Annotated in this window: 23 protein-coding genes; 11 read left to right on the top strand and 12 right to left on the bottom strand. The window is 36.3% G+C overall.

Going from position 1 to position 17,798, the window contains the following annotated elements:
• Positions 1-16: 16 nt before the first annotated feature.
• The 5 genes from OGI71_RS06335 to dnaK form a co-directional block, all read right to left on the bottom strand.
• Positions 17-199: a hypothetical protein gene (locus OGI71_RS06335; RefSeq protein ID WP_282254545.1), complete on the bottom strand. Its 183-nt coding sequence runs from the start codon at positions 197-199 to the stop codon at positions 17-19.
• A gap of 309 nt (positions 200-508) precedes the next feature.
• Positions 509-1,303 carry a helix-turn-helix domain-containing protein gene (locus tag OGI71_RS06340; RefSeq protein ID WP_282254546.1) on the bottom strand — a complete coding sequence of 265 codons (795 nt, stop codon included), beginning with the start codon at positions 1,301-1,303 and terminating at the stop codon, positions 509-511.
• A 394-nt stretch (positions 1,304-1,697) separates the two neighbouring features.
• Positions 1,698-2,288: a hypothetical protein gene (locus OGI71_RS06345; protein ID WP_282254547.1), complete on the bottom strand. Its 591-nt coding sequence runs from the start codon at positions 2,286-2,288 to the stop codon at positions 1,698-1,700.
• A 79-nt stretch (positions 2,289-2,367) separates the two neighbouring features.
• Entirely contained in the window at positions 2,368-2,754 is a 387-nt protein-coding gene (locus OGI71_RS06350) for a DUF5856 family protein (RefSeq protein ID WP_282254548.1), read from the bottom strand.
• 114 nt (positions 2,755-2,868) lie between these two features.
• The gene (gene dnaK, locus OGI71_RS06355) at positions 2,869-4,749 is read right to left on the bottom strand and encodes a molecular chaperone DnaK (RefSeq protein WP_282254549.1); all 1,881 of its coding nucleotides are present in this window, start codon (positions 4,747-4,749) and stop codon (positions 2,869-2,871) included.
• 519 nt (positions 4,750-5,268) lie between these two features.
• On the opposite strand from dnaK, the gene OGI71_RS06360 reads away from it, so the two are divergent.
• The 3 genes from OGI71_RS06360 to OGI71_RS06370 all read left to right on the top strand — a co-directional run bounded on the left by OGI71_RS06360 (position 5,269) and on the right by OGI71_RS06370 (position 6,926).
• Positions 5,269-6,204 (top strand): J domain-containing protein, encoded by a 936-nt coding sequence (locus tag OGI71_RS06360; protein WP_282254550.1) that lies wholly within the window; start codon positions 5,269-5,271, stop codon positions 6,202-6,204.
• Positions 6,205-6,216: 12 nt separating this feature from the next.
• The gene (locus OGI71_RS06365) at positions 6,217-6,543 is read left to right on the top strand and encodes a chaperone modulator CbpM (RefSeq protein ID WP_282254551.1); all 327 of its coding nucleotides are present in this window, start codon (positions 6,217-6,219) and stop codon (positions 6,541-6,543) included.
• A gap of 74 nt (positions 6,544-6,617) precedes the next feature.
• Entirely contained in the window at positions 6,618-6,926 is a 309-nt protein-coding gene (locus OGI71_RS06370) for a hypothetical protein (protein WP_282254552.1), read from the top strand.
• Between the two features lie 100 nt (positions 6,927-7,026).
• Here the strand turns inward: OGI71_RS06370 and OGI71_RS06375 are convergent, their stop codons facing one another.
• Entirely contained in the window at positions 7,027-7,353 is a 327-nt protein-coding gene (locus OGI71_RS06375) for a YegP family protein (protein ID WP_282254553.1), read from the bottom strand.
• A 204-nt stretch (positions 7,354-7,557) separates the two neighbouring features.
• Entirely contained in the window at positions 7,558-8,736 is a 1,179-nt protein-coding gene (locus tag OGI71_RS06380) for a HAMP domain-containing sensor histidine kinase (RefSeq protein WP_282254554.1), read from the bottom strand.
• A gap of 395 nt (positions 8,737-9,131) precedes the next feature.
• On the opposite strand from OGI71_RS06380, the gene OGI71_RS06385 reads away from it, so the two are divergent.
• Positions 9,132-9,536 (top strand): hypothetical protein, encoded by a 405-nt coding sequence (locus OGI71_RS06385; RefSeq protein ID WP_282254555.1) that lies wholly within the window; start codon positions 9,132-9,134, stop codon positions 9,534-9,536.
• Positions 9,533-10,078, top strand: a complete 546-nt coding sequence (locus OGI71_RS06390; protein WP_282254556.1) for a hypothetical protein — start codon at positions 9,533-9,535, stop codon at positions 10,076-10,078. Before OGI71_RS06385 ends, OGI71_RS06390 begins: the two co-directional genes overlap by 4 nt.
• A gap of 104 nt (positions 10,079-10,182) precedes the next feature.
• Here OGI71_RS06390 and OGI71_RS06395 read toward each other — a convergent pair whose 3' ends face one another.
• The 3 genes from OGI71_RS06395 to OGI71_RS06405 are packed head-to-tail and all read right to left on the bottom strand — an operon-like array spanning position 10,183 to position 11,977.
• Positions 10,183-10,521 carry a transposase gene (locus OGI71_RS06395; protein WP_282254557.1) on the bottom strand — a complete coding sequence of 113 codons (339 nt, stop codon included), beginning with the start codon at positions 10,519-10,521 and terminating at the stop codon, positions 10,183-10,185.
• Positions 10,511-10,945, bottom strand: a complete 435-nt coding sequence (locus tag OGI71_RS06400) for a transposase (RefSeq protein ID WP_282254558.1) — start codon at positions 10,943-10,945, stop codon at positions 10,511-10,513. Before OGI71_RS06400 ends, OGI71_RS06395 begins: the two co-directional genes overlap by 11 nt.
• A gap of 39 nt (positions 10,946-10,984) precedes the next feature.
• Entirely contained in the window at positions 10,985-11,977 is a 993-nt protein-coding gene (locus tag OGI71_RS06405; RefSeq protein ID WP_282254559.1) for a hypothetical protein, read from the bottom strand.
• Positions 11,978-12,287: 310 nt separating this feature from the next.
• Here OGI71_RS06405 and OGI71_RS06410 point away from each other — a divergent pair, with 310 nt between their 5' ends.
• The 6 genes from OGI71_RS06410 (at position 12,288) to OGI71_RS06435 (ending at position 16,620) form a co-directional block, all read left to right on the top strand.
• The gene (locus OGI71_RS06410) at positions 12,288-13,253 is read left to right on the top strand and encodes an alpha/beta hydrolase (protein ID WP_282254560.1); all 966 of its coding nucleotides are present in this window, start codon (positions 12,288-12,290) and stop codon (positions 13,251-13,253) included.
• Between the two features lie 270 nt (positions 13,254-13,523).
• Complete coding sequence (locus OGI71_RS06415) at positions 13,524-14,078, top strand: ankyrin repeat domain-containing protein (RefSeq protein WP_282254561.1); 555 nt, start codon at positions 13,524-13,526, stop codon at positions 14,076-14,078.
• Between the two features lie 352 nt (positions 14,079-14,430).
• On the top strand, positions 14,431-14,799 hold the full coding sequence (locus tag OGI71_RS06420; RefSeq protein WP_282254562.1) for a hypothetical protein: 369 nt from the start codon (positions 14,431-14,433) through the stop codon (positions 14,797-14,799).
• A 173-nt stretch (positions 14,800-14,972) separates the two neighbouring features.
• On the top strand, positions 14,973-15,380 hold the full coding sequence (locus tag OGI71_RS06425; RefSeq protein ID WP_282254563.1) for a GNAT family N-acetyltransferase: 408 nt from the start codon (positions 14,973-14,975) through the stop codon (positions 15,378-15,380).
• A 134-nt stretch (positions 15,381-15,514) separates the two neighbouring features.
• Positions 15,515-16,099, top strand: a complete 585-nt coding sequence (locus tag OGI71_RS06430) for a hypothetical protein (RefSeq protein ID WP_282254564.1) — start codon at positions 15,515-15,517, stop codon at positions 16,097-16,099.
• A gap of 8 nt (positions 16,100-16,107) precedes the next feature.
• A complete protein-coding gene (locus OGI71_RS06435) occupies positions 16,108-16,620 on the top strand; it encodes a hypothetical protein (RefSeq protein WP_282254566.1) in 513 nt (170 codons plus the stop codon).
• 187 nt (positions 16,621-16,807) lie between these two features.
• Here OGI71_RS06435 and OGI71_RS06440 read toward each other — a convergent pair whose 3' ends face one another.
• Together OGI71_RS06440 and OGI71_RS06445 are read right to left on the bottom strand one after the other, a co-directional pair.
• Positions 16,808-16,981 (bottom strand): hypothetical protein, encoded by a 174-nt coding sequence (locus OGI71_RS06440; RefSeq protein WP_282254567.1) that lies wholly within the window; start codon positions 16,979-16,981, stop codon positions 16,808-16,810.
• A gap of 180 nt (positions 16,982-17,161) precedes the next feature.
• A complete protein-coding gene (locus tag OGI71_RS06445) occupies positions 17,162-17,764 on the bottom strand; it encodes an SMI1/KNR4 family protein (RefSeq protein WP_282254568.1) in 603 nt (200 codons plus the stop codon).
• Positions 17,765-17,798: the final 34 nt, after the last annotated feature.

Genomic DNA, 17,798 nt, shown 5'->3' on the forward strand with positions numbered 1-17,798 from the left:
TTTTTTAATTTTATTATTAAATGTCAAAGTCTTTACCGTTAGACCATCCAGAATTAAATTCTCTTTCATTGGGCACATCATCAGTCTTACCAGTGTTGATGTTTGCAGATCCAGCAGCAATTCCTTGCTCCAATTCTACAAGCTCTGTTGTAAGTCGGGGCGAGACATACTTCAATCTTTTTTTGATTTCTTTTTCCATAATCTTTTTTTAAATTATTTAATTATTTGTCATTTATAACAAGGGCAAAGCTACCAATATAAACACCTTGACTGTTAGTGTTTTATGTTTTGGAAATCATGATATTAGTTATAAAAATCCGAAATAACTTAATATTTGAGTGTACATCATGCTTCTGGTATCTCATACGAAGACGCTCATATCCTGCTTCATAGAAATTATCTTGTCAGCAAAAGCAACCTGAATTCCCTAAAAATTAGGGTAGTGAAGATGTATGAAGAAGAATTATTAAAATGGATTACGGGAAGGTATAGGGCTTCCAATTTATAATCATAGGTTTGATCGAAATGCTCCAGGCGTCATGCCCGTATATCTCCTAAAAAAAAACGTAAAATGGGAAAAAGATTTGAAGCCCAGCTCAAAAGATATCTCCTTAATCGTATAAGTTGAGCGGCCTAATAATTTTTTGGCTTCTGAAATAATTTTTTGGTAAATAACATCCAATGGTGATACCTGATATTGTTTTCTGCAGATCGTACCCAAATAATTGGGAGTAATACATAATTTTCCTGCATAAAATGCTACCCGCTTCTCCATTTTGTAATTCTGCTCTACAAGTGTGAGAAAACGAAAGCCTATATCATTTTGAACGGATTGTCCCGAAAGGCCGTACTTCTCCTTCAAAAATAGATTTATCATTAACGCCATTAACCTCGCCCGGGCATCAATAATCTCCGGAAATATTACTTCCGAGGTGATTTCGCTCCGGATCGCATTAAAATCCGCACTTAATTTATGATATATTTCATCGTTAAGTAGTATTGTTTCGCAATGATGAAGAAAGGAAAAGTTCTGTTTCAGCTTAGAAAATCCCCAAAGAACTGAATCATCTAGAATCAAGGTACGACCAGACGCCCCTGCTGGCAAATTCCACTTATATTCCCTGGATGGATAATAGATAAATAACTGTTTTGAAGTCAGTGCATAAATTTTATTCTCCGCAATACATTCACCATGACTGCAAATATCAATGATAACAATTGCCAAAGAGCTATCCGAAAAGCAACTAAACTCCTTAGCGTAAATTACCTCTTGATATATGACATTAATTTTTTGATTATCCAATTTCTAGCTCTAGCTCCATATTGTTGCCCGCTCAGATTCATAATAAATCTTTGCAAGCTATTTATCGCCAAAACTATCAATATAACCTTATTGAGTGGTAGCCTAAATTGTTATCTAAATTTTTACTTTAGTTATCAAAATCCGTAAAATTCAGTGTTTTATAAGATATTTTTAGATATACCTTTTTTGTAAGATATATTTAAACGCCCAGTTGGCAAACACTTCCTAAAATTGCAAAGAGCTACATGACGTAGCTCTTTGTCTAATAAATACGCAATAACCTCCCCCTATTTTGCGAGGTTTCCAATTCCCCGCAAAGAAAATATTGAATATTAAGCCACCGGTTTCATTTAATTGTTTATCAAAAAAAAATGATGACTACTCAGCGGAAATTTTACATGTATTGCCAATACTGACTATTCGGATTTAGGTTTGAAGCTATGCTATAGTGCGCATCGCTATCAACTTCTAGGCAGTCATTAACCAGCCAGAAGGCTTTCTTTTGATAACAGGCAATAACCGTGGTTATCAGATTCACCAATGAATCATATATTGGGATCGGCGTTCCGGTTCCCAGCAACGACGGGGAATACAAACATATCGTTTTATAAGCAGCGTTATCTTCATCCAGATTTATAAGTAAAATATTTTCATTTCCATCTGAAAACAATGGGAAATAATCCGGTTCAAACAGCTGTTTAGTGATCGCATGCGAATTATACACCCCCACAGCTTCCATTATACTGAACGGAATACCATCAGGAAAAATAAGCAATTGCTCAACTGATGATATACCCATATGACTAACGCCATTTTTCCATGTAAATAGATCATAGACCTCTTCACAAAAATCAACTCGATTCGCAGATGCTATTTTATCAATTTCTTCCTTAGCAATCCCTGTAGTTAATCGCTTAAACAAGGAAGGATGTATTTCCTCCAATACTTCCTCAAGGGTCTTGAGTAAATTTGTATCTAGTATCATAGTATTTCCTTTATTTTTGTGTAATCAATATATCCATATCACCTATCAAATTATATGATCTTGAGTAGGTTTCTAAAATTTATTCTAATCTTTTCAACCTAAACAACAACTGTTGTACGCTCTCCTGAATATCATCGACAATTGATTGCGAAAAAGATTCGGGAAATAACTTTTTTCTTCTGAGCTCTACGTCTTTATAAAAGTTTTCAATATATAATACGTAATCTTTTGGCCTTTCTGTTTTAGGTATGGTAATTTCCAGATTACCCTCCAGTGCAAAAGAGGTCTCAACAAGCCTGTCTGTTGCTTCAATCAGGGATTCTATAGCCTGATCCAGTGATATATGCGCCTCGTAACTTCCTTTACCGGTAATCGACCAATGAATTAATTTCAATGCATTCCGAAATGAAATTAAATCGCCTAGAAATAAAGAAGTTCCCTCTTTGTTTGATTTCAAGTTTGCCATTCTAATATTTTTAAAAGTTGGTTATTATTTGCTGATTTGCTATTTTGGAATAACCTTCACCCTGGGATCTAAAACCGATGATGAAGGTTATTTAAAATAAATAATTGATCGTCCCTATACCTCTTCGTATGGTACATCTGTAACATCGTCGTCAGAACTGTTCTGTACCTCAGCTCCTGCAGAGGTTTGTTGCGATCCTTTACCGTACATATCTTCGCTAGCGCTATTCCACGCCATGCTAAGATCAGCAGAGGCTTTTTCTATTCCAGCAATATCCCCTTCATCCTGTGCATATTTTAACGCTGAAATTGCTCCTTCAATTGCCTTTTTGTTTTCATCGGAAATCTTATCTCCATATTCCCGTAATTGCTTTTCCGACTGAAACAAAAGCCCATCAGCATGATTGAGGGCTTCTACTTTTTCCTTTGCGGCTTTGTCTGCAACCTCATTAGCTTTGGCATCAGCTTTCATTTTTTCGACCTCTTCTTTACTCAAACCACTCCCTGCTTCTATCCTGATGGTCTGCTCTTTACCCGTACCCTTATCTTTAGCACTCACATTCAAAATACCATTCGCATCTATATCAAATGTTACTTCAATCTGCGGTATACCTCTAGGCGCAGGCGGTAAACCATCCAAATTGAAGATTCCCAAACTCTTATTGTCTTTTGCCATAGAACGGTCTCCCTGTAAAACATGCACCTGTACACCGGGTTGGTTGTCAGAGGCCGTCGAAAATACTTCAGATTTCTTAGCTGGAATAGTCGTATTCGCAGGAATAAGCGTTGTTGCTACTCCACCCATGGTTTCGATTCCCAAGGCAAGTGGTGTTACATCCAAAAGGACAACACCCTTAACATCTCCACTTAATATAGCACCTTGAATAGCCGCTCCAATCGCAACCACCTCATCAGGATTGACTCCTTTATTAGGCTTTTTTCCAAAGAACTTTTCTACAATCTCCTGAACCTTTGGAATACGGGTACTTCCACCAACAAGGATAACCTCATCTATATCCTTGGGCGTTAATCCTGCATCTTTCAAAGCGGTCTCACAAGGTTTTAGACAACGTTCAAATAGTGATTCCGTTATTGACTCAAATTTTGCCCGCGTTAGCTTTTTCACCAAATGTTTCGGTACCCCATCAACTGCAGTGACATAAGGTAGATTGATTTCTGTAGAACTCGATGCAGATAATTCTATTTTGGCTTTCTCTACCGCTTCTTTTAGACGTTGTAGCGCCATCGGGTCTTTACGCAGATCAATGTTTTCATCTTTCTTAAACTCATCCGCTAACCAATCTACCACAAGCCTGTCAAAATCATCTCCCCCCAGATGTGTGTCACCATTGGTTGATTTTACCTCAAATACACCATCGCCCAATTCCAACAATGAAATATCGAAAGTTCCCCCACCAAGGTCGAAAACAGCGATTTTATGCGCTTTATCACTCTTATCCAAACCATAAGCAAGTGCAGCTGCCGTCGGCTCATTCACAATACGGCTTACTTTTAGTCCCGCGATTTCCCCGGCCTCTTTCGTTGCCTGACGTTGCGCATCGTTAAAATAAGCGGGTACTGTAATTACAGCTTCAGTGACTGATTGCCCAATATAATCTTCAGCTATTTTTTTTATTTTTTGAAGAAGTATAGCAGAAATTTCCTGTGGTGTGTATTGACGTCCCTCAATATCTATCCGAACAGTATCATTATTACCACGCACAACCTTATAGCTAACATGTGAAATTTCCCCCTGAACCTCATCAAACTTACGTCCCATGAAACGTTTTACGGAGGAAATCGTATTCTGAGGATTAGTAATAGCTTGTCGCTTTGCTGGATCTCCCACCCGGCGTTCCCCATCTTTTAGAAATGCCACAACAGATGGTGTCGTGCGATGCCCTTCATCATTAGCAATTACTGTAGGTTCATGTCCTTCCATTACTGCAACACAGCTATTGGTAGTACCTAAATCTATACCAATTATTTTTCCCATAATTATTAATTTTTAAGTGAAATAATTTACCATGATTTTAATCTAGGTTGAATGTATTCCATCCCAGCGGTGATAAAACTCCCATCAAATGGTGTCCCGGGCGGAGTAGCATATGTAAAAGAAAACTGCAATAATGGTAATAACATTCCAAATCACACATTTCTTAAGTTCCATTCTACAATTTACAACCTTGCATTTGTTGAATATTCAAACAAACACTTCAATTACATTAAATAATTGTAATACAATATTAAATAATATGACCTTTAAGGCAAGATGCTTTTACTATCACAATTCGTGAAAATAATATTTCAGATTATCTATTCACCAAGTAAACCATAGGATAAAAGCTAGGGTATACTAAATTTGAAGTCAAAACAATCAAAATTTGAATCGAAAGAATAAATCTCAGTATGCACAAGCCTACTGAATTAAATAAATAGAAATTACAAGGAAATTCGCAATTATATCGACAAGAATTGAAATTAAATAGAGTAAAATTTATCAATAATATTATAAATGGATTATATAGACTATTATAAAATTTTGGGCATTTCCAAAAATGCCTCGAACGATGAAATAAAAAAAGCATATCGAAAACTCGCGCGAAAGCACCATCCTGACTTAAATCCAAACAATCCTGAAGCCGCAACCTTATTTCAGCAAATCAATGAGGCGAATGAGGTTCTGAGCGATCCAGAAAAAAGAAAGAAATATGATAAATATGGTAAGGACTGGAAACATGCCGATCAATTTGAACAAGCCAAAAGACAGCAAAAAAACACGGGTAACTACGCAAATGCTGGATCTGCAAGAAATGGCGGTAATCCATTTCAAGGAAACGATAGCTATTACTCATATGGAGGTTCGGACGATGGTGACTTCTCTGACTTCTTTTCTTCAATGTTCGGTGGACAACGGACGGGTAATTCCAATCAAACGAAATTCAAAGGACAGGATATTCGCGCAAACTTACAGGTAAATCTTTCCGAAGCATATACTACCCATAAACAAACTTTTTCGATCAATGGAAAAAATATACGTATTACCATTCCTGGAGGAATCGATAATGGCCAGGAAATTAGGCTAGCAGGTTACGGTTCTCCAGGAGCTAACGGAGGTCCCGCTGGTGACCTATATATTACCTTTGAAATTGTTAATAACACAGCATACATCCGTAAGGGAAATGATCTGTACATTAATATGCCCCTAAATCTTTACAAAGCGATATTAGGAGGTGATGAAATGATATCTACCCTATCTGGTAACATTAAACTAAAAATTGCTCCTGAAACTCAGAACAATACGAAGGTCCGGCTGAAAGGAAAAGGTTTCCCTTTATACAAAAAAACAGATGCTTTCGGAGACCTCTATATTACTTGGCAAATCCAAATTCCGACAAAGCTTACAGCAAAGGAAAAAGAACTATTTGAACAACTTTCAAAAGAACGCTAAAAAATGAATACGATGTCAAAATTAAAATTTAAGAAAGTATCAATTGAAAAATGTAGTTTTCACTATAATATCGAAACCTCCTTTATCCAGGAATTGAATGAACGTGGCTTGATAAAACTTACTTTCTTTCAAAAAAATCATTATTTGGATTACAAACAATTGACTGCACTTGAAAAATATATTCGTCTCTATTTCGATTTGAAAATAAATATGGAAGGAATTGAAGCGATCAGTCATTTGCTCCTCCGTTTAGAAAAAATCGAAAATGAGAAAAAGCAGCTTAAAAATGAATTAACAGCGGTTTATAAAACCTTGGATCTTGATATAGAGCAATCTTAGCTCCTATTATTTTTTCACAAAGTTCCAATGAAGAATTTCCATTTACAAACAACAAACTTTTTAAAAATATTCCAATGTTAGAAATAAAAGAAGAAATTGAACAGCACCTTCATATTTTTTTGACTGATCTAAAAAATGAATACAAGGGGGACAAGTCCGCAATTGTCGTAATACATAAATATATCAGTGGTGATGCAATAACTCCTGAAGACGATCTATTGCTGAGAACCCAATTGGTTGATTCATTAAAAATTATAGGTATCGTCGTTCCCTTAGTAATTATTCCGGGAAGCAGTATACTTTTACCGCTATTGATAAAAGAGTCAGAAAAACATCATATCGAAATTATGCCTTCAGCTTTTGAACAAAAAAAATATGATTAATGAACTGATAATTTCGACAAACATAATAAAGCCTGCTATTGAGCAGGCTTTATTTATGATCTAATATCGTTTGTTAATATTTAATCCTCAATTACGTTTTTTACTCCTCAGCCACAGATGCATTTGGGGCATTGTTTTTAACTGAATTAATACCATTATCCCTGCTTGCGGTTGATTCGTACATCTCGCTACTGCCGATTACCTGGCCATTGCTCGCTTTCAGATTAAAAAAGTACTTGCCATTTGATGAAGTTTTCTTCTCATAACGTCCATCATTTGGAGCATTTGTTTTTACCGAATCAATACCAATTATACACGCTCCTTTAGTCGTATACATTTCGCTGGAAAGAATGGTCTGACCATTATCCGCTTTCAAATTAAAATAATACTGCCCGTCTTTGGCAGTTTTAATAACAAATTTTCCCATAATCTAAATTTAAAATGAATGTATAACAAATATATCTTTTTCCTAAAATATTCAAATATAATTAACCATTTTTAATTAAAAATCAACAGGTTAAATCAATGAGTTGGATCTCGAAATATTCAATAATGCATATGCTTGTTGGGCTTAAAAATACTGAACGGCACGCTACACTCCTTTCCATATAACAGAATTCAATAACTAAATCTAAAGTGTACATGGAATTGACAACGTGAACATAATTTTACCATTATTGCTTGAGACTGCCACACCTCCGCCATGTATTTCAGCGATCTGTTTGGTTATAAACAACCCAAGTCCTAACCCGTTCCCCTTTGATTTTCTGACAAATGGCTGGAAAAGTTCGGCTAAGTCATTAGGTGATATCGGATACACCTCATTCTCAATGGTAAAAACATAGTTATTATTGTCTAGAAATGAAGAAATCTCAATGCTTCCCCCTTTCTTCCCATACTTATAGGAATTACCAATTAAATTGGAAAATGCCCTACCTATCTTGCTCTTGTCACATACGATTGGGGTTACATTTTTAATATTTTTAATTAAATTCTGCGAGTTATCTGAGCTGAACTCACTGATAATCTCATCTATTAATTTTTCAACACGAACATATTCGTAATTCAATACAGCAGCACTCCCCAGTTTCATCTTATTGAAATCGAGTATGTCACCTATCATATTTTTCATTCTTAAAGAAGCATCGACTATCTTACCCGCTATTTCATTTAATTTATAACTGGATGCCTTATATTTTAAAAATTGTGACAATATGAGAACAGAACTAAGTGGATTTTGAAGGTCATGGGCCAGTGACATCAAAATGATATCTCTGTTTTTGGAATATTCCAATTCGATATCCAAGCGCTCCCTAACCTTCTGAATATTAGAAATCGAGGCAAAATTTATAACGATAATATCGCAATAAATCGCCATCATCTGAGTAAATATTTTTTTATCGAAAAAGCTTGAAGTTGAACTTAAAAAAAAGAGCTTCCCAAGCAGTATGCCATCTTTATCCAAAAGTGGAAACGATATAAAACTTCCTATCCCATTCTGCAACAAAAAAATTTTCCATGCTCCATTCTCGCAATAGTGAACATCCTGAATAACGATTGGATTGAGGTCATCCCGAATTTTACTACATACATCGTAATAATATCGATCTGAATCAAAAGTCAGCTTTTGATATTTGGCATCGTACCTACACCAAAAGAACTGATTTTCATCACTTTTTCGATGTATGATCGCAGTCTCCATATCTGTTTGAAAACATAACCGTTCCAGAATTTTTCGGATCGTGTCCATATCCCCATTTGCAAAGAGGCTATTGCTTTCCTGTTTCTTTGATCTACTGTATTTATCCATATAACTTTTTATAAGGCTTGACCTATATAGCATATTCAAAAAATATAAACTAGTTTCCAAACTATAGCTTTCATGCTAATAGGATCATCTATAGCCACATAAGACTAACTTCAATGCTTTCAGCTATTCGCTCAAAGTATAACTTAAGTGGCTCTTATATTAACATTATAAGGGTCATTATCACCTTCAAAGACTGAGAAAATATTTAATCTCATAACATTAACACGAAAGGTTAAAGATATTAAATAAGATAAGGTACGGCTAGCTCATTTAGTTGCTATAATCTGGATTTTATTTACAATAATCCAAACTCAATAATACGAATGAACTGCATAAATATCTTTATTAAAAAAGTGTCTTGTCCTGAAATAGCTTTACACTAAATTGTAAAGTATATGACAAAAAAGAGTAATGTGGATAATTCCAAGCCGTTCCAAAGAGTTGGAAGGTCTTATCCAGAAGAGTTAAAAAAGAGGCTCGTGCAAGAAGTTGAAAGCGGTCGGCTCAGTCAACGTACTGTAGAAAGGACTTATAAGATTAATCGGAGGACCATTGACAGTTGGATAACCCAATTTTCTTTACTTCCTTTGGCACCTAATGGATTGATTGCAAAGCCGATGAAGGAACCAAATGAAAGCTCAAAGATAAAGCTACTATCCAAACAAGTTTTAGAATTGCAGAAGACCTTGGAAAAGGCCAACCTAAAAATAAATGGATTAGAAACTTTAATCCAGGTTAGCGAAGAAGAACTTAAGATCAAAATAAGAAAAAAGCATGGTGCCAAACAGTCAAAAGAATGAGGCAGAGCTATCCCTATGTAAGTCTAGGAGATCTCTGTGCACTGTTTGGCGTAACGAGACAAGCTTATTATGACGCTATCCGACATGCTGAAAAAGCTACTATTGCTAATATGGTGGTGCTGACGCTGATTAAAGAAATACGGACACAGATGCCAATGTTGGGGACAAGAAAACTAATGTACGTGCTGGAACCAAAGTTAGTTGAACATGGCATTAAAATAGGGAGGGACCAATTTGATTTACTTCGGTTTCATGGCCTGTTGATCAGACGTCGCAAGCGTATCGCGCGTACAACAGATTCCAACCATGTTTTTAGAAGGTATCCAAACCTCATAAAACTAATTATAACTGGCCCCGAGCAGCTGTGGGTAAGCGATATCACATATATTCGGACTTTACATGGGTTTAGTTACCTTAGCCTGATCACAGATGCTTACTTGAGAATGATCGTCGGCTATTCCTTACATCCAACTTTAGAGGCGATTGGTTGCTTAAAGGCATTAGAAATGGCGATAACAGGGACTGTCCCACTAAGTGTGTAAATAGAAAATACGGAGTTCAGTTATGTTCCTTATAACTGGACTCTTTTTTCAAATAAAGTTAAGAACTGATTTAGGATAATGCCCCAATTATGAATAGGCATAGTTCACTTTTTAGAGATTTCTCTCAAAGCCAAATATACAGATTTTAGTACGGCATCATCACTGGGGAATGACAGTTTATTCTTTGTGTATTTACGGATCTTCCCATTCATGTTTTCGATGATATTGGTCGTGTAGATAATTCTTCGGATCTCAAGTGGAAAGTCGTAAAAGACGGTCAGTTCATCCCAGTTCTCCCTCCATGATCTTACGGCATAGGGATATTTGGATTCCCATCTACCGGCAAAATCTGCCAGCGCGGCTTGTGCAGCCTGTTTATTGGGGGCATCATAGATAGGCTTCATATCCGCTGTAAACGCCTTTTTATCCTTCCTATACAACATATCTGCACGCATTTCTGATCTGATGGACAACACAGACCTGGGTACTACACTCAGGAAAAACACTCCGTATAGTAGCGGAGAAACCATGGAGATTATCGGTCGCTGTAATCAGCATATCCTCTACGCCCCGGGATTTCAGGTCTGTCAGGATTCCCATCCAAAAACTGGCACTTTCATTCTTGCCCAGCCACATGCCCAGAACTTCTTTATAGCCATCCCTGTTCAGGCCCACGGCAAGATAAATGGTCTTATTGACCACTTTGGAGTTCTCCCTGACCTTAAAAACAATGCCATCCATCCAGACAATCAGATATACGCTGTCCAGCGGACGGTTTTGCCAGGCGATCACATCACCCGCCACACGGTCGGTAATCCGGGAAATCGTCGATTTAGAAAGGTCAAATCCATACACATCCCGCATCATATTTTCTATATCAGTTTAATTACTTGCTGGATGCCGATCTTAATAAACTTGAAGCTCCTTGCTATTTTTTGGGCGGTACAGATATAGCGGAATGTAAGTTGTAGTACCAACTTCTTTATCTTTTCGCTTAAAGCCTCCCCATAATGCTGATTTTTCATTGTTAATTTTCTCTAAACACACCAGTTGTCCGTTAGCATAGAAAGTCATTTTGTATTTTTCAATGGGTTTCAGATCAAAAAACTCTAAATCCTCATCTGTTCGGAATTGATATTCTTTGTCCCAGTTGTTTTTTATTTCTTCGGAAGAAAGATACTGTTGCTGTGCAAGTCTTTTTTCTTTTTCATAAACAGCATTCGCCAAATCGTCTTTCGTACCTTTCATATATATACATCTTATCTCATTGTACTTTGCAACAACTTGCTTTTCTAATGCTTGTAACTGGTCTTTATTCTTTGTAAAAAGAACTTCGGCATTATCTAAAATGTTTATTTTGTAGGGAACTTCGGCGTCAAAAGTAAAACTTTCTTCAAAAAAATTCTTTCCGTCAAATGTTGAAACTTCTTTACCTTCCACTATTTTTTGTGGAGTGGTGTAGGTAGTCACTTCTTCCTCATCCCCCCAACTGCCATCTGTATCTATGAAGGATTTTTCGATTTTGATCTGAACCCCAGAGTTTCTCATCAATGATGGATGCATTGACTTTGCATTTTGATTAAATCCGGGAGAGAGACGAATGGTGATTTTTTGCGGGCCTTTTTGTGTGATGTCCCAATTCAAAGGGAAGTACGAACCCGATAAACCACCTCCTGAATTATCCTTGTATTTGATAACGGGAACATCGTTGATAAGAATTTCGAACGAGCAATTACTTGTTACTATATTTGCGCCATAATGCGGTTCTTTATCGAAGTGCTTTATTTCGGTTCCGATAGCATAGATATCCTTTTCTGATTTTGTGCTTTTATTCTGTCCCGTACAGCTTACAGATAGAAGTATAAGATTTATAAATAAAAATATTCTGCTAAATTTCATCGTAATTGGTTATTTATTTTTTTTTTGCCGCGAAAATCAGTAGGCCAATTATCGTAATTGAACTGTGCTTCTTTACGATATACTCATCATCATTTTGCTTATACCATTTGTTTTTCATGGATAGATTTTTGAATAAATTTAAAGATTTAATGCTTAGGTGTTCCCTATAATTACAATTCGCCTGATGTGCTTTATTATTCGTTGCGGTAGGCCAGTTTTTTGGAAAGAGGTCAGTTTTGACTCTTGACATTCTGCTGTCACAAACCAGATTTAAATTTGCCTCATGACAATTTTATTAAACAATAAAAACATGAGCGACATATCATCCGGTGCAGCATCCGATCAGATCGAATTTCCAAAGCCTACACTAATTTCAGTTAATAATGTAGTATTAGAGGTATTTGAAGCCGGAAGACAAAATTCGGGGAAACCGATTATTCTCTGTCACGGTTTTCCGGAACATGCATTTTCCTGGCGTTATCAGATACCAGTTCTGGTCGCTGCAGGTTATCACGTCATTGTCCCAAATCAACGTGGCTACGGTAACTCATCTTGCCCAAGCGAACTAACTGAATATGATATAAAGCACTTAACTGCTGACCTTATCGCGCTACTTGATCATTACGGATACAAGGATGCCACCTTTGTGGGGCATGACTGGGGTGCTAATGTTGTGTGGAATCTGGCTCTATTGTATCCCGAACGGGTAAATAAAATAATAAACTTAGCGCTGCCTTATCAGGAGCGCGGAGAACAACCATGGATTGAATTTATGGAAACCGTATTTGGAGAAGACTTCTATTTTGTTCATTTCAATAAGCAGATCGGAATTGCAGATGCTATAATGGATGAAAATGTATTCCGGTTCCTGCGTAACATATTCCGCAAAGATATACCTCCCGCTCCACCTGCTCCCGGAATGCTAATGATCAATCTCGCAAGAGCAGTAGAACCAATTGGGAAGCCCCTAATGGAAGACAGCGAACTATCTGTATTTGTTTCGGCCTTTGAATTATCGGGGTTTACCGGAGCTATAAATTGGTACAGAAACCTTGATCGAAACTGGCACCTTATGGCGAATATAAAGCCGATCATTCATCAGCCGACGCTAATGATATATGGAGAACAGGATACGATTCCAAAGTCTGAAAATCTTAAAAATATCGTTCCCAATCTGGATATTGTCATTCTGGATTGTGGTCACTGGATTCAACAGGAAAACCCGGAGGAAACAAACCGTTCAATTTTAAAATGGTTAGCAAAACAAAATGCATAATAAGGAGATAGATACATATTATCCGCAAAGTCAAACAGATTGGAGACAATGGTTAGAAAAAAACCATCTGTCCAGACAATCTGTTTGACTTGTCTTTTATACAAAGAAGTCAAATGTCCCTTCATTAAGTTGGAGTGAGGCCGTTGACTAAACGGAGGTTGTAGAAAGTATAGTGACCTCTCTCCAAAAAACTGGAGCATTTTAAAAATAGAGAATTCGGACTTGAATTACTAATTTTAAAAGGGAGGAAAACCATTAAACGACTTAAAGATGGAATTTACAGAATTATTTAAACTTATCTACGAAAATGACATTGATACATTAGAAAAAGCAAGGTCAGAAGGTGTTGATTTCTGCAAAACCGATGCGTATGATCAGAACAGTCTGCTTATAGCATATGCGGGTTCCGGATATGACAAAAGGTATCAACCGGAAGATCTGATAGATTTTCTTTTACACTGTGGCATAGATGTAAATCATAAGCGGAATAAACGTGGCGGTGAACTTGCAGCTCTGCACGTAGCCGTTTCTAAAATGAACTATCGAATTGTAAGCCACTTAATTGATAGCGGTGCAGAAATTGATATCCGTGAAATAAATGGGAATACACCTTTATGGATAGCTGTTATGAATTACCGCGGTCAGGAGAATATGATCAAAATAATAAATCTTCTTGTTTCAAAAGGCGCTTCGCTGGATTTAATCAATTATCATGACCGTTCTGTCAGGGATATTATAAATACTATCGGTGGCGGAATTGATGCTGGGCATAACAAAAAGGAATGGGATCTGAGATACCTGCTAAAATATGAGATTGGAAATTAAATACAGACCCGCATTAAAAAGTGACCTCAAGTTTCTGTTGACCCTCAGGATACAGACGATGAATCCCCATTTAATTGCCAGCTCCTTACCAGTCTCTGATGAGGCACATTTACAAAGGATTGAATACCAATTTGAACAGGCCAAAATAATTGAGATGAATAAATGTGCCATAGGTCTATACAATGAAATCATTGATCGAAGTGGACGGTTACGCTTATCATGCTGTTATTTGAGATATTTTTGTTCATTTTATCCAAAAACTTACTAAAATTCGAACTTCTATTCTTTTTTATGAAGGAATAAGATTTGTACTACGAATATGTCATAAATTAGCATTATAATAAAATCGGTTATGTATAAATTACTTTTAATCACTTTTCTTACCGTCTGTTGTCTAAATCGTAGTTCAGCACATTATCCTATCAACTCTCTAGCTAAAATACAAAACACTTATTCTTATGCGTATATACGGGTTGAAGGAAAATTCCTTTCAAAAAAACTAAAGGTTAAAGTTGACTTAGGAGATTCAGATGAGCAGATCGCCGAAGGTGAAAAGCTGTCAGAAATATTGACCAATAAAAAATCCTATGCTGCCATACTGAACTATATGTCGAAGATTGGATATGAATTAGTAAATTCATTCGATTTAACTGATAACTATAATGGATCGGGCGGCACTTCTGGCATTATTTACGTTATGAAGAAAGCTGAGGAGAATTAACGGATACAGGCTTTGTGGTTTGGGCGTAGGATTAGCCATCTTAGGATTGATACTGAAGAAAAAAGGAAATATTAAAAATTTCGTTTTAAACTGCTTTTCAAAAGTGTTTTTAATGGCTATTGGTCATACTAAAAACCATTACTTAAATATACGAACGAAAACTACAGAATAATATGAACATAAAGCTTAGTGTTAATCGAGATTTGAACGCAAATGACATTCTGCAACTTTACCAAGCTAATAAATGGAGTGCAGCCGAAAAACCAGAACTACTGATGAAAGCCCTCGTCAATTCGCATTCTTTGGTTACTGCCTGGGATAGTGCAACATTAATAGGCCTAGGGAATGCCATTTCCGATGGGTATCTCGTGGTTTATTATCCGCATCTACTAGTGCTACCCTCCTATCAAGGCAAAGGGGTTGGTCGTTTGATTATGGATAAAATGCAAGAGATTTATAAGGATTTTCATATGCAGATGCTCACCGCCGATGGAAAGGCTATAGACTTTTATAAAAAGAATGGTTTTGAACGAGCAGGTCAAACGGAGCCGATGTGGATCTATTCTGGTGCTGATCATTAAAATTGAAGAAATACAAAGTTTGAGCAAATATTGTCAGCAACAATGGAATGATACAAACATTACAAATATCCTCTAGTAATTCCTTGCTAGATTCTAATTCACAAATTAAGAGGAATTGGTTTTACTATTTATTTATGGGCAAACTAGCCGAATATAAGAGATTAAAAAAACTTAAACGTATTGATTATTGGTGGGTAGAAATTGACGATATAAATAATTCAATTACAAAGAAGATCCCCTTTGATGTTTTTAAATATCCAATAAGGGGTTTGAGAGACGTAGAATTACATTTAAACTCCATTCAACCCATAAAGGACATAGATAGAGAGTTGTTTAACGATATGTGGAGTATATATGACAGACGCGATTTCAACAAACTTGAGCAAATAATTTCCAAATATTTGAAAAACTGGAAAAGCACTGACAAATTTGATCCGCCCGTGTTTCCTTCAATAATAATTGATTTAAAATATCCCAAAGATATAATTGAGTTGGAAGCGATTGAAGAATTGGTGAACCAAGTTGATTTCATTGGGTATGAATGGTCTGAATCAGAACGATTGATTGATTCGAAAGGAAATATGTACAGCACTGAATACCTAAATTTCGGACATCCGGTTGGCATTGTGCTACCAAACAAAATTGATGGAACTATAACGAATGAAGAACTAATCCATTTAACAGGAAATAACAAACTGAACTTTAAAATTATAGATTAAACATCCTATTGCTAAAAATAACAGATATTAATCAAGGAGACTTGTTAACATTCAAAGCCGCTGACAATAAATTTAAAGTGTTGCTTTGTACAAGTACGCGCAAGGACAAAAGCCCGCAATATTTTACTTTCGCGGCATTGACCTACGACAGTTTCGACAAGCCTACGACTTCAAACATTAATAATATCGAATTCTTTGGAATAGGAAATAGAAAGTGTGACTGCTTCAAATATTCTGATGATGAACTTAAAAAGATGTGGTCAATTCATCCTGAGACTCGGCCATACTTTTTAGGTTCTTACGGATTTTTAATTTTCCGAAAAGACTTTATGAAGTTTCGAGACAATTTTGAAGTTATTGGTACTTTAAATATTATTGAATACCTCGACAAAAACGGGAATGGTAGCATGAATATAAGTGACGGGGAATTAATTAAGGACTTTTTCGCAAATAGAATTAATTCCGTTATGCTGGACAGAGGACAGAAAGCCTTTAAGATAGATGCCATTATTAAAGATTGAGGGAGGTCCTGAAAACTCTTAGATATCCACACTAAGCCCTCTAATAGCATCAGCACGGATTGCCTCTGCGCGCTGTTTGCGTTAAATCTAATATATCTCCCATACCAGGCCGCCCAATACCAATTTGACCAGAGTGCCATCTTCAACCAGTGTATGTAGCACCTCTTGTAATTCCGACTCCTCCAATTTACCTATTCCATATAACACCGTCTTTCTCTAGACGGCAGCCCGCACCATGAAACTGATAATTGAATCCACCAATTTGTCCAGAACGATTTCGACTGCTCTTCTGTTCAAATTCATCCATATTTGGAGAAAACTGATATTTGAAGTCATTAATGAAAGCGACATAATCATTCAATCTCCCTTATATTAGATTAATCATCTTGCATCAATATACAACATAGTATTTTGCTGTTGGATGCATGTTTTTTTATCTTACATGTTATCAATCAAAAGAATAAGTGAAATTAATATAATAGTAAAAATGAAAATATATCCTCTAAAAGACGGTGATTTCAGTGTCGATAAGAATAAAATCTTAGTGTTTTATTGGAGGTAAACCTTGTAAGGCCCTTATCCTATTGATCTGAATTAAATCTTCGCCTGTAAATTGCTTTAATTTGTCGTCTTCATGGAATTTTGCCCAACTAGTGGACTCATCATTTTCATCGCCATACAAAATTTTAAGTAATGCTGTAAAACTGTCTGCAACAAAATCTAAATGGTAATAATCGGGTTCATGCTCATGATCCGTGATGACTAACTCCTGATGTTCAATAGTAAATTTCTGTTCGTGATCCCATCTCACGATTTGCGGATTGGCTATGTCTATTCTGAAATCATAACACAAAAAGTTTCCTCCGGGATCCATCGTAATGGGATATATCTTTGCTGGAATCTTATTTTCTAATTGGTTATATAAGGAGATGATATTTTCTCGTGCGTCCAAATTAAAATCTATAAGCTCACCAAATGCTTTACCTGTTTGTCGTGAGGTGTCAATTGTATTAGGAGTCGGTGTTGCGGCATTATGTTCCAGTACCACTTCTCGAAAATCTGACGGAAATTTAATACCGAAGTATGCTTCCACTTTCGCTAATGAACCCCTATCTTTTAATTCTTTTCTATATAACCATTTCATAAGATTTCATTATTAGCATTTATCAGGAAAAATA

Origin of the sequence: Sphingobacterium sp. ML3W, assembly GCF_029542085.1 — a bacterium.
Taxonomy (GTDB): Bacteria; Bacteroidota; Bacteroidia; order Sphingobacteriales; family Sphingobacteriaceae; genus Sphingobacterium.

Coding starts and splice junctions, on each gene's coding strand:
- OGI71_RS06335 (WP_282254545.1), bottom strand. CDS start 199: ATGGAAAAAGAAATCAAAAAAAGATTGAAGTATGTCTCGCCCCGACTT.
- OGI71_RS06345 (WP_282254547.1), bottom strand. CDS start 2,288: ATGATACTAGATACAAATTTACTCAAGACCCTTGAGGAAGTATTGGAG.
- OGI71_RS06350 (WP_282254548.1), bottom strand. CDS start 2,754: ATGGCAAACTTGAAATCAAACAAAGAGGGAACTTCTTTATTTCTAGGC.
- dnaK (WP_282254549.1), bottom strand. CDS start 4,749: ATGGGAAAAATAATTGGTATAGATTTAGGTACTACCAATAGCTGTGTT.
- OGI71_RS06360 (WP_282254550.1), top strand. CDS start 5,269: ATGGATTATATAGACTATTATAAAATTTTGGGCATTTCCAAAAATGCC.
- OGI71_RS06365 (WP_282254551.1), top strand. CDS start 6,217: ATGTCAAAATTAAAATTTAAGAAAGTATCAATTGAAAAATGTAGTTTT.
- OGI71_RS06370 (WP_282254552.1), top strand. CDS start 6,618: ATGTTAGAAATAAAAGAAGAAATTGAACAGCACCTTCATATTTTTTTG.
- OGI71_RS06375 (WP_282254553.1), bottom strand. CDS start 7,353: ATGGGAAAATTTGTTATTAAAACTGCCAAAGACGGGCAGTATTATTTT.
- OGI71_RS06380 (WP_282254554.1), bottom strand. CDS start 8,736: ATGGATAAATACAGTAGATCAAAGAAACAGGAAAGCAATAGCCTCTTT.
- OGI71_RS06385 (WP_282254555.1), top strand. CDS start 9,132: ATGACAAAAAAGAGTAATGTGGATAATTCCAAGCCGTTCCAAAGAGTT.
- OGI71_RS06390 (WP_282254556.1), top strand. CDS start 9,533: ATGAGGCAGAGCTATCCCTATGTAAGTCTAGGAGATCTCTGTGCACTG.
- OGI71_RS06395 (WP_282254557.1), bottom strand. CDS start 10,521: ATGTTGTATAGGAAGGATAAAAAGGCGTTTACAGCGGATATGAAGCCT.
- OGI71_RS06400 (WP_282254558.1), bottom strand. CDS start 10,945: ATGATGCGGGATGTGTATGGATTTGACCTTTCTAAATCGACGATTTCC.
- OGI71_RS06405 (WP_282254559.1), bottom strand. CDS start 11,977: ATGAAATTTAGCAGAATATTTTTATTTATAAATCTTATACTTCTATCT.
- OGI71_RS06410 (WP_282254560.1), top strand. CDS start 12,288: ATGAGCGACATATCATCCGGTGCAGCATCCGATCAGATCGAATTTCCA.
- OGI71_RS06415 (WP_282254561.1), top strand. CDS start 13,524: ATGGAATTTACAGAATTATTTAAACTTATCTACGAAAATGACATTGAT.
- OGI71_RS06420 (WP_282254562.1), top strand. CDS start 14,431: ATGTATAAATTACTTTTAATCACTTTTCTTACCGTCTGTTGTCTAAAT.
- OGI71_RS06425 (WP_282254563.1), top strand. CDS start 14,973: ATGAACATAAAGCTTAGTGTTAATCGAGATTTGAACGCAAATGACATT.
- OGI71_RS06430 (WP_282254564.1), top strand. CDS start 15,515: ATGGGCAAACTAGCCGAATATAAGAGATTAAAAAAACTTAAACGTATT.
- OGI71_RS06445 (WP_282254568.1), bottom strand. CDS start 17,764: ATGAAATGGTTATATAGAAAAGAATTAAAAGATAGGGGTTCATTAGCG.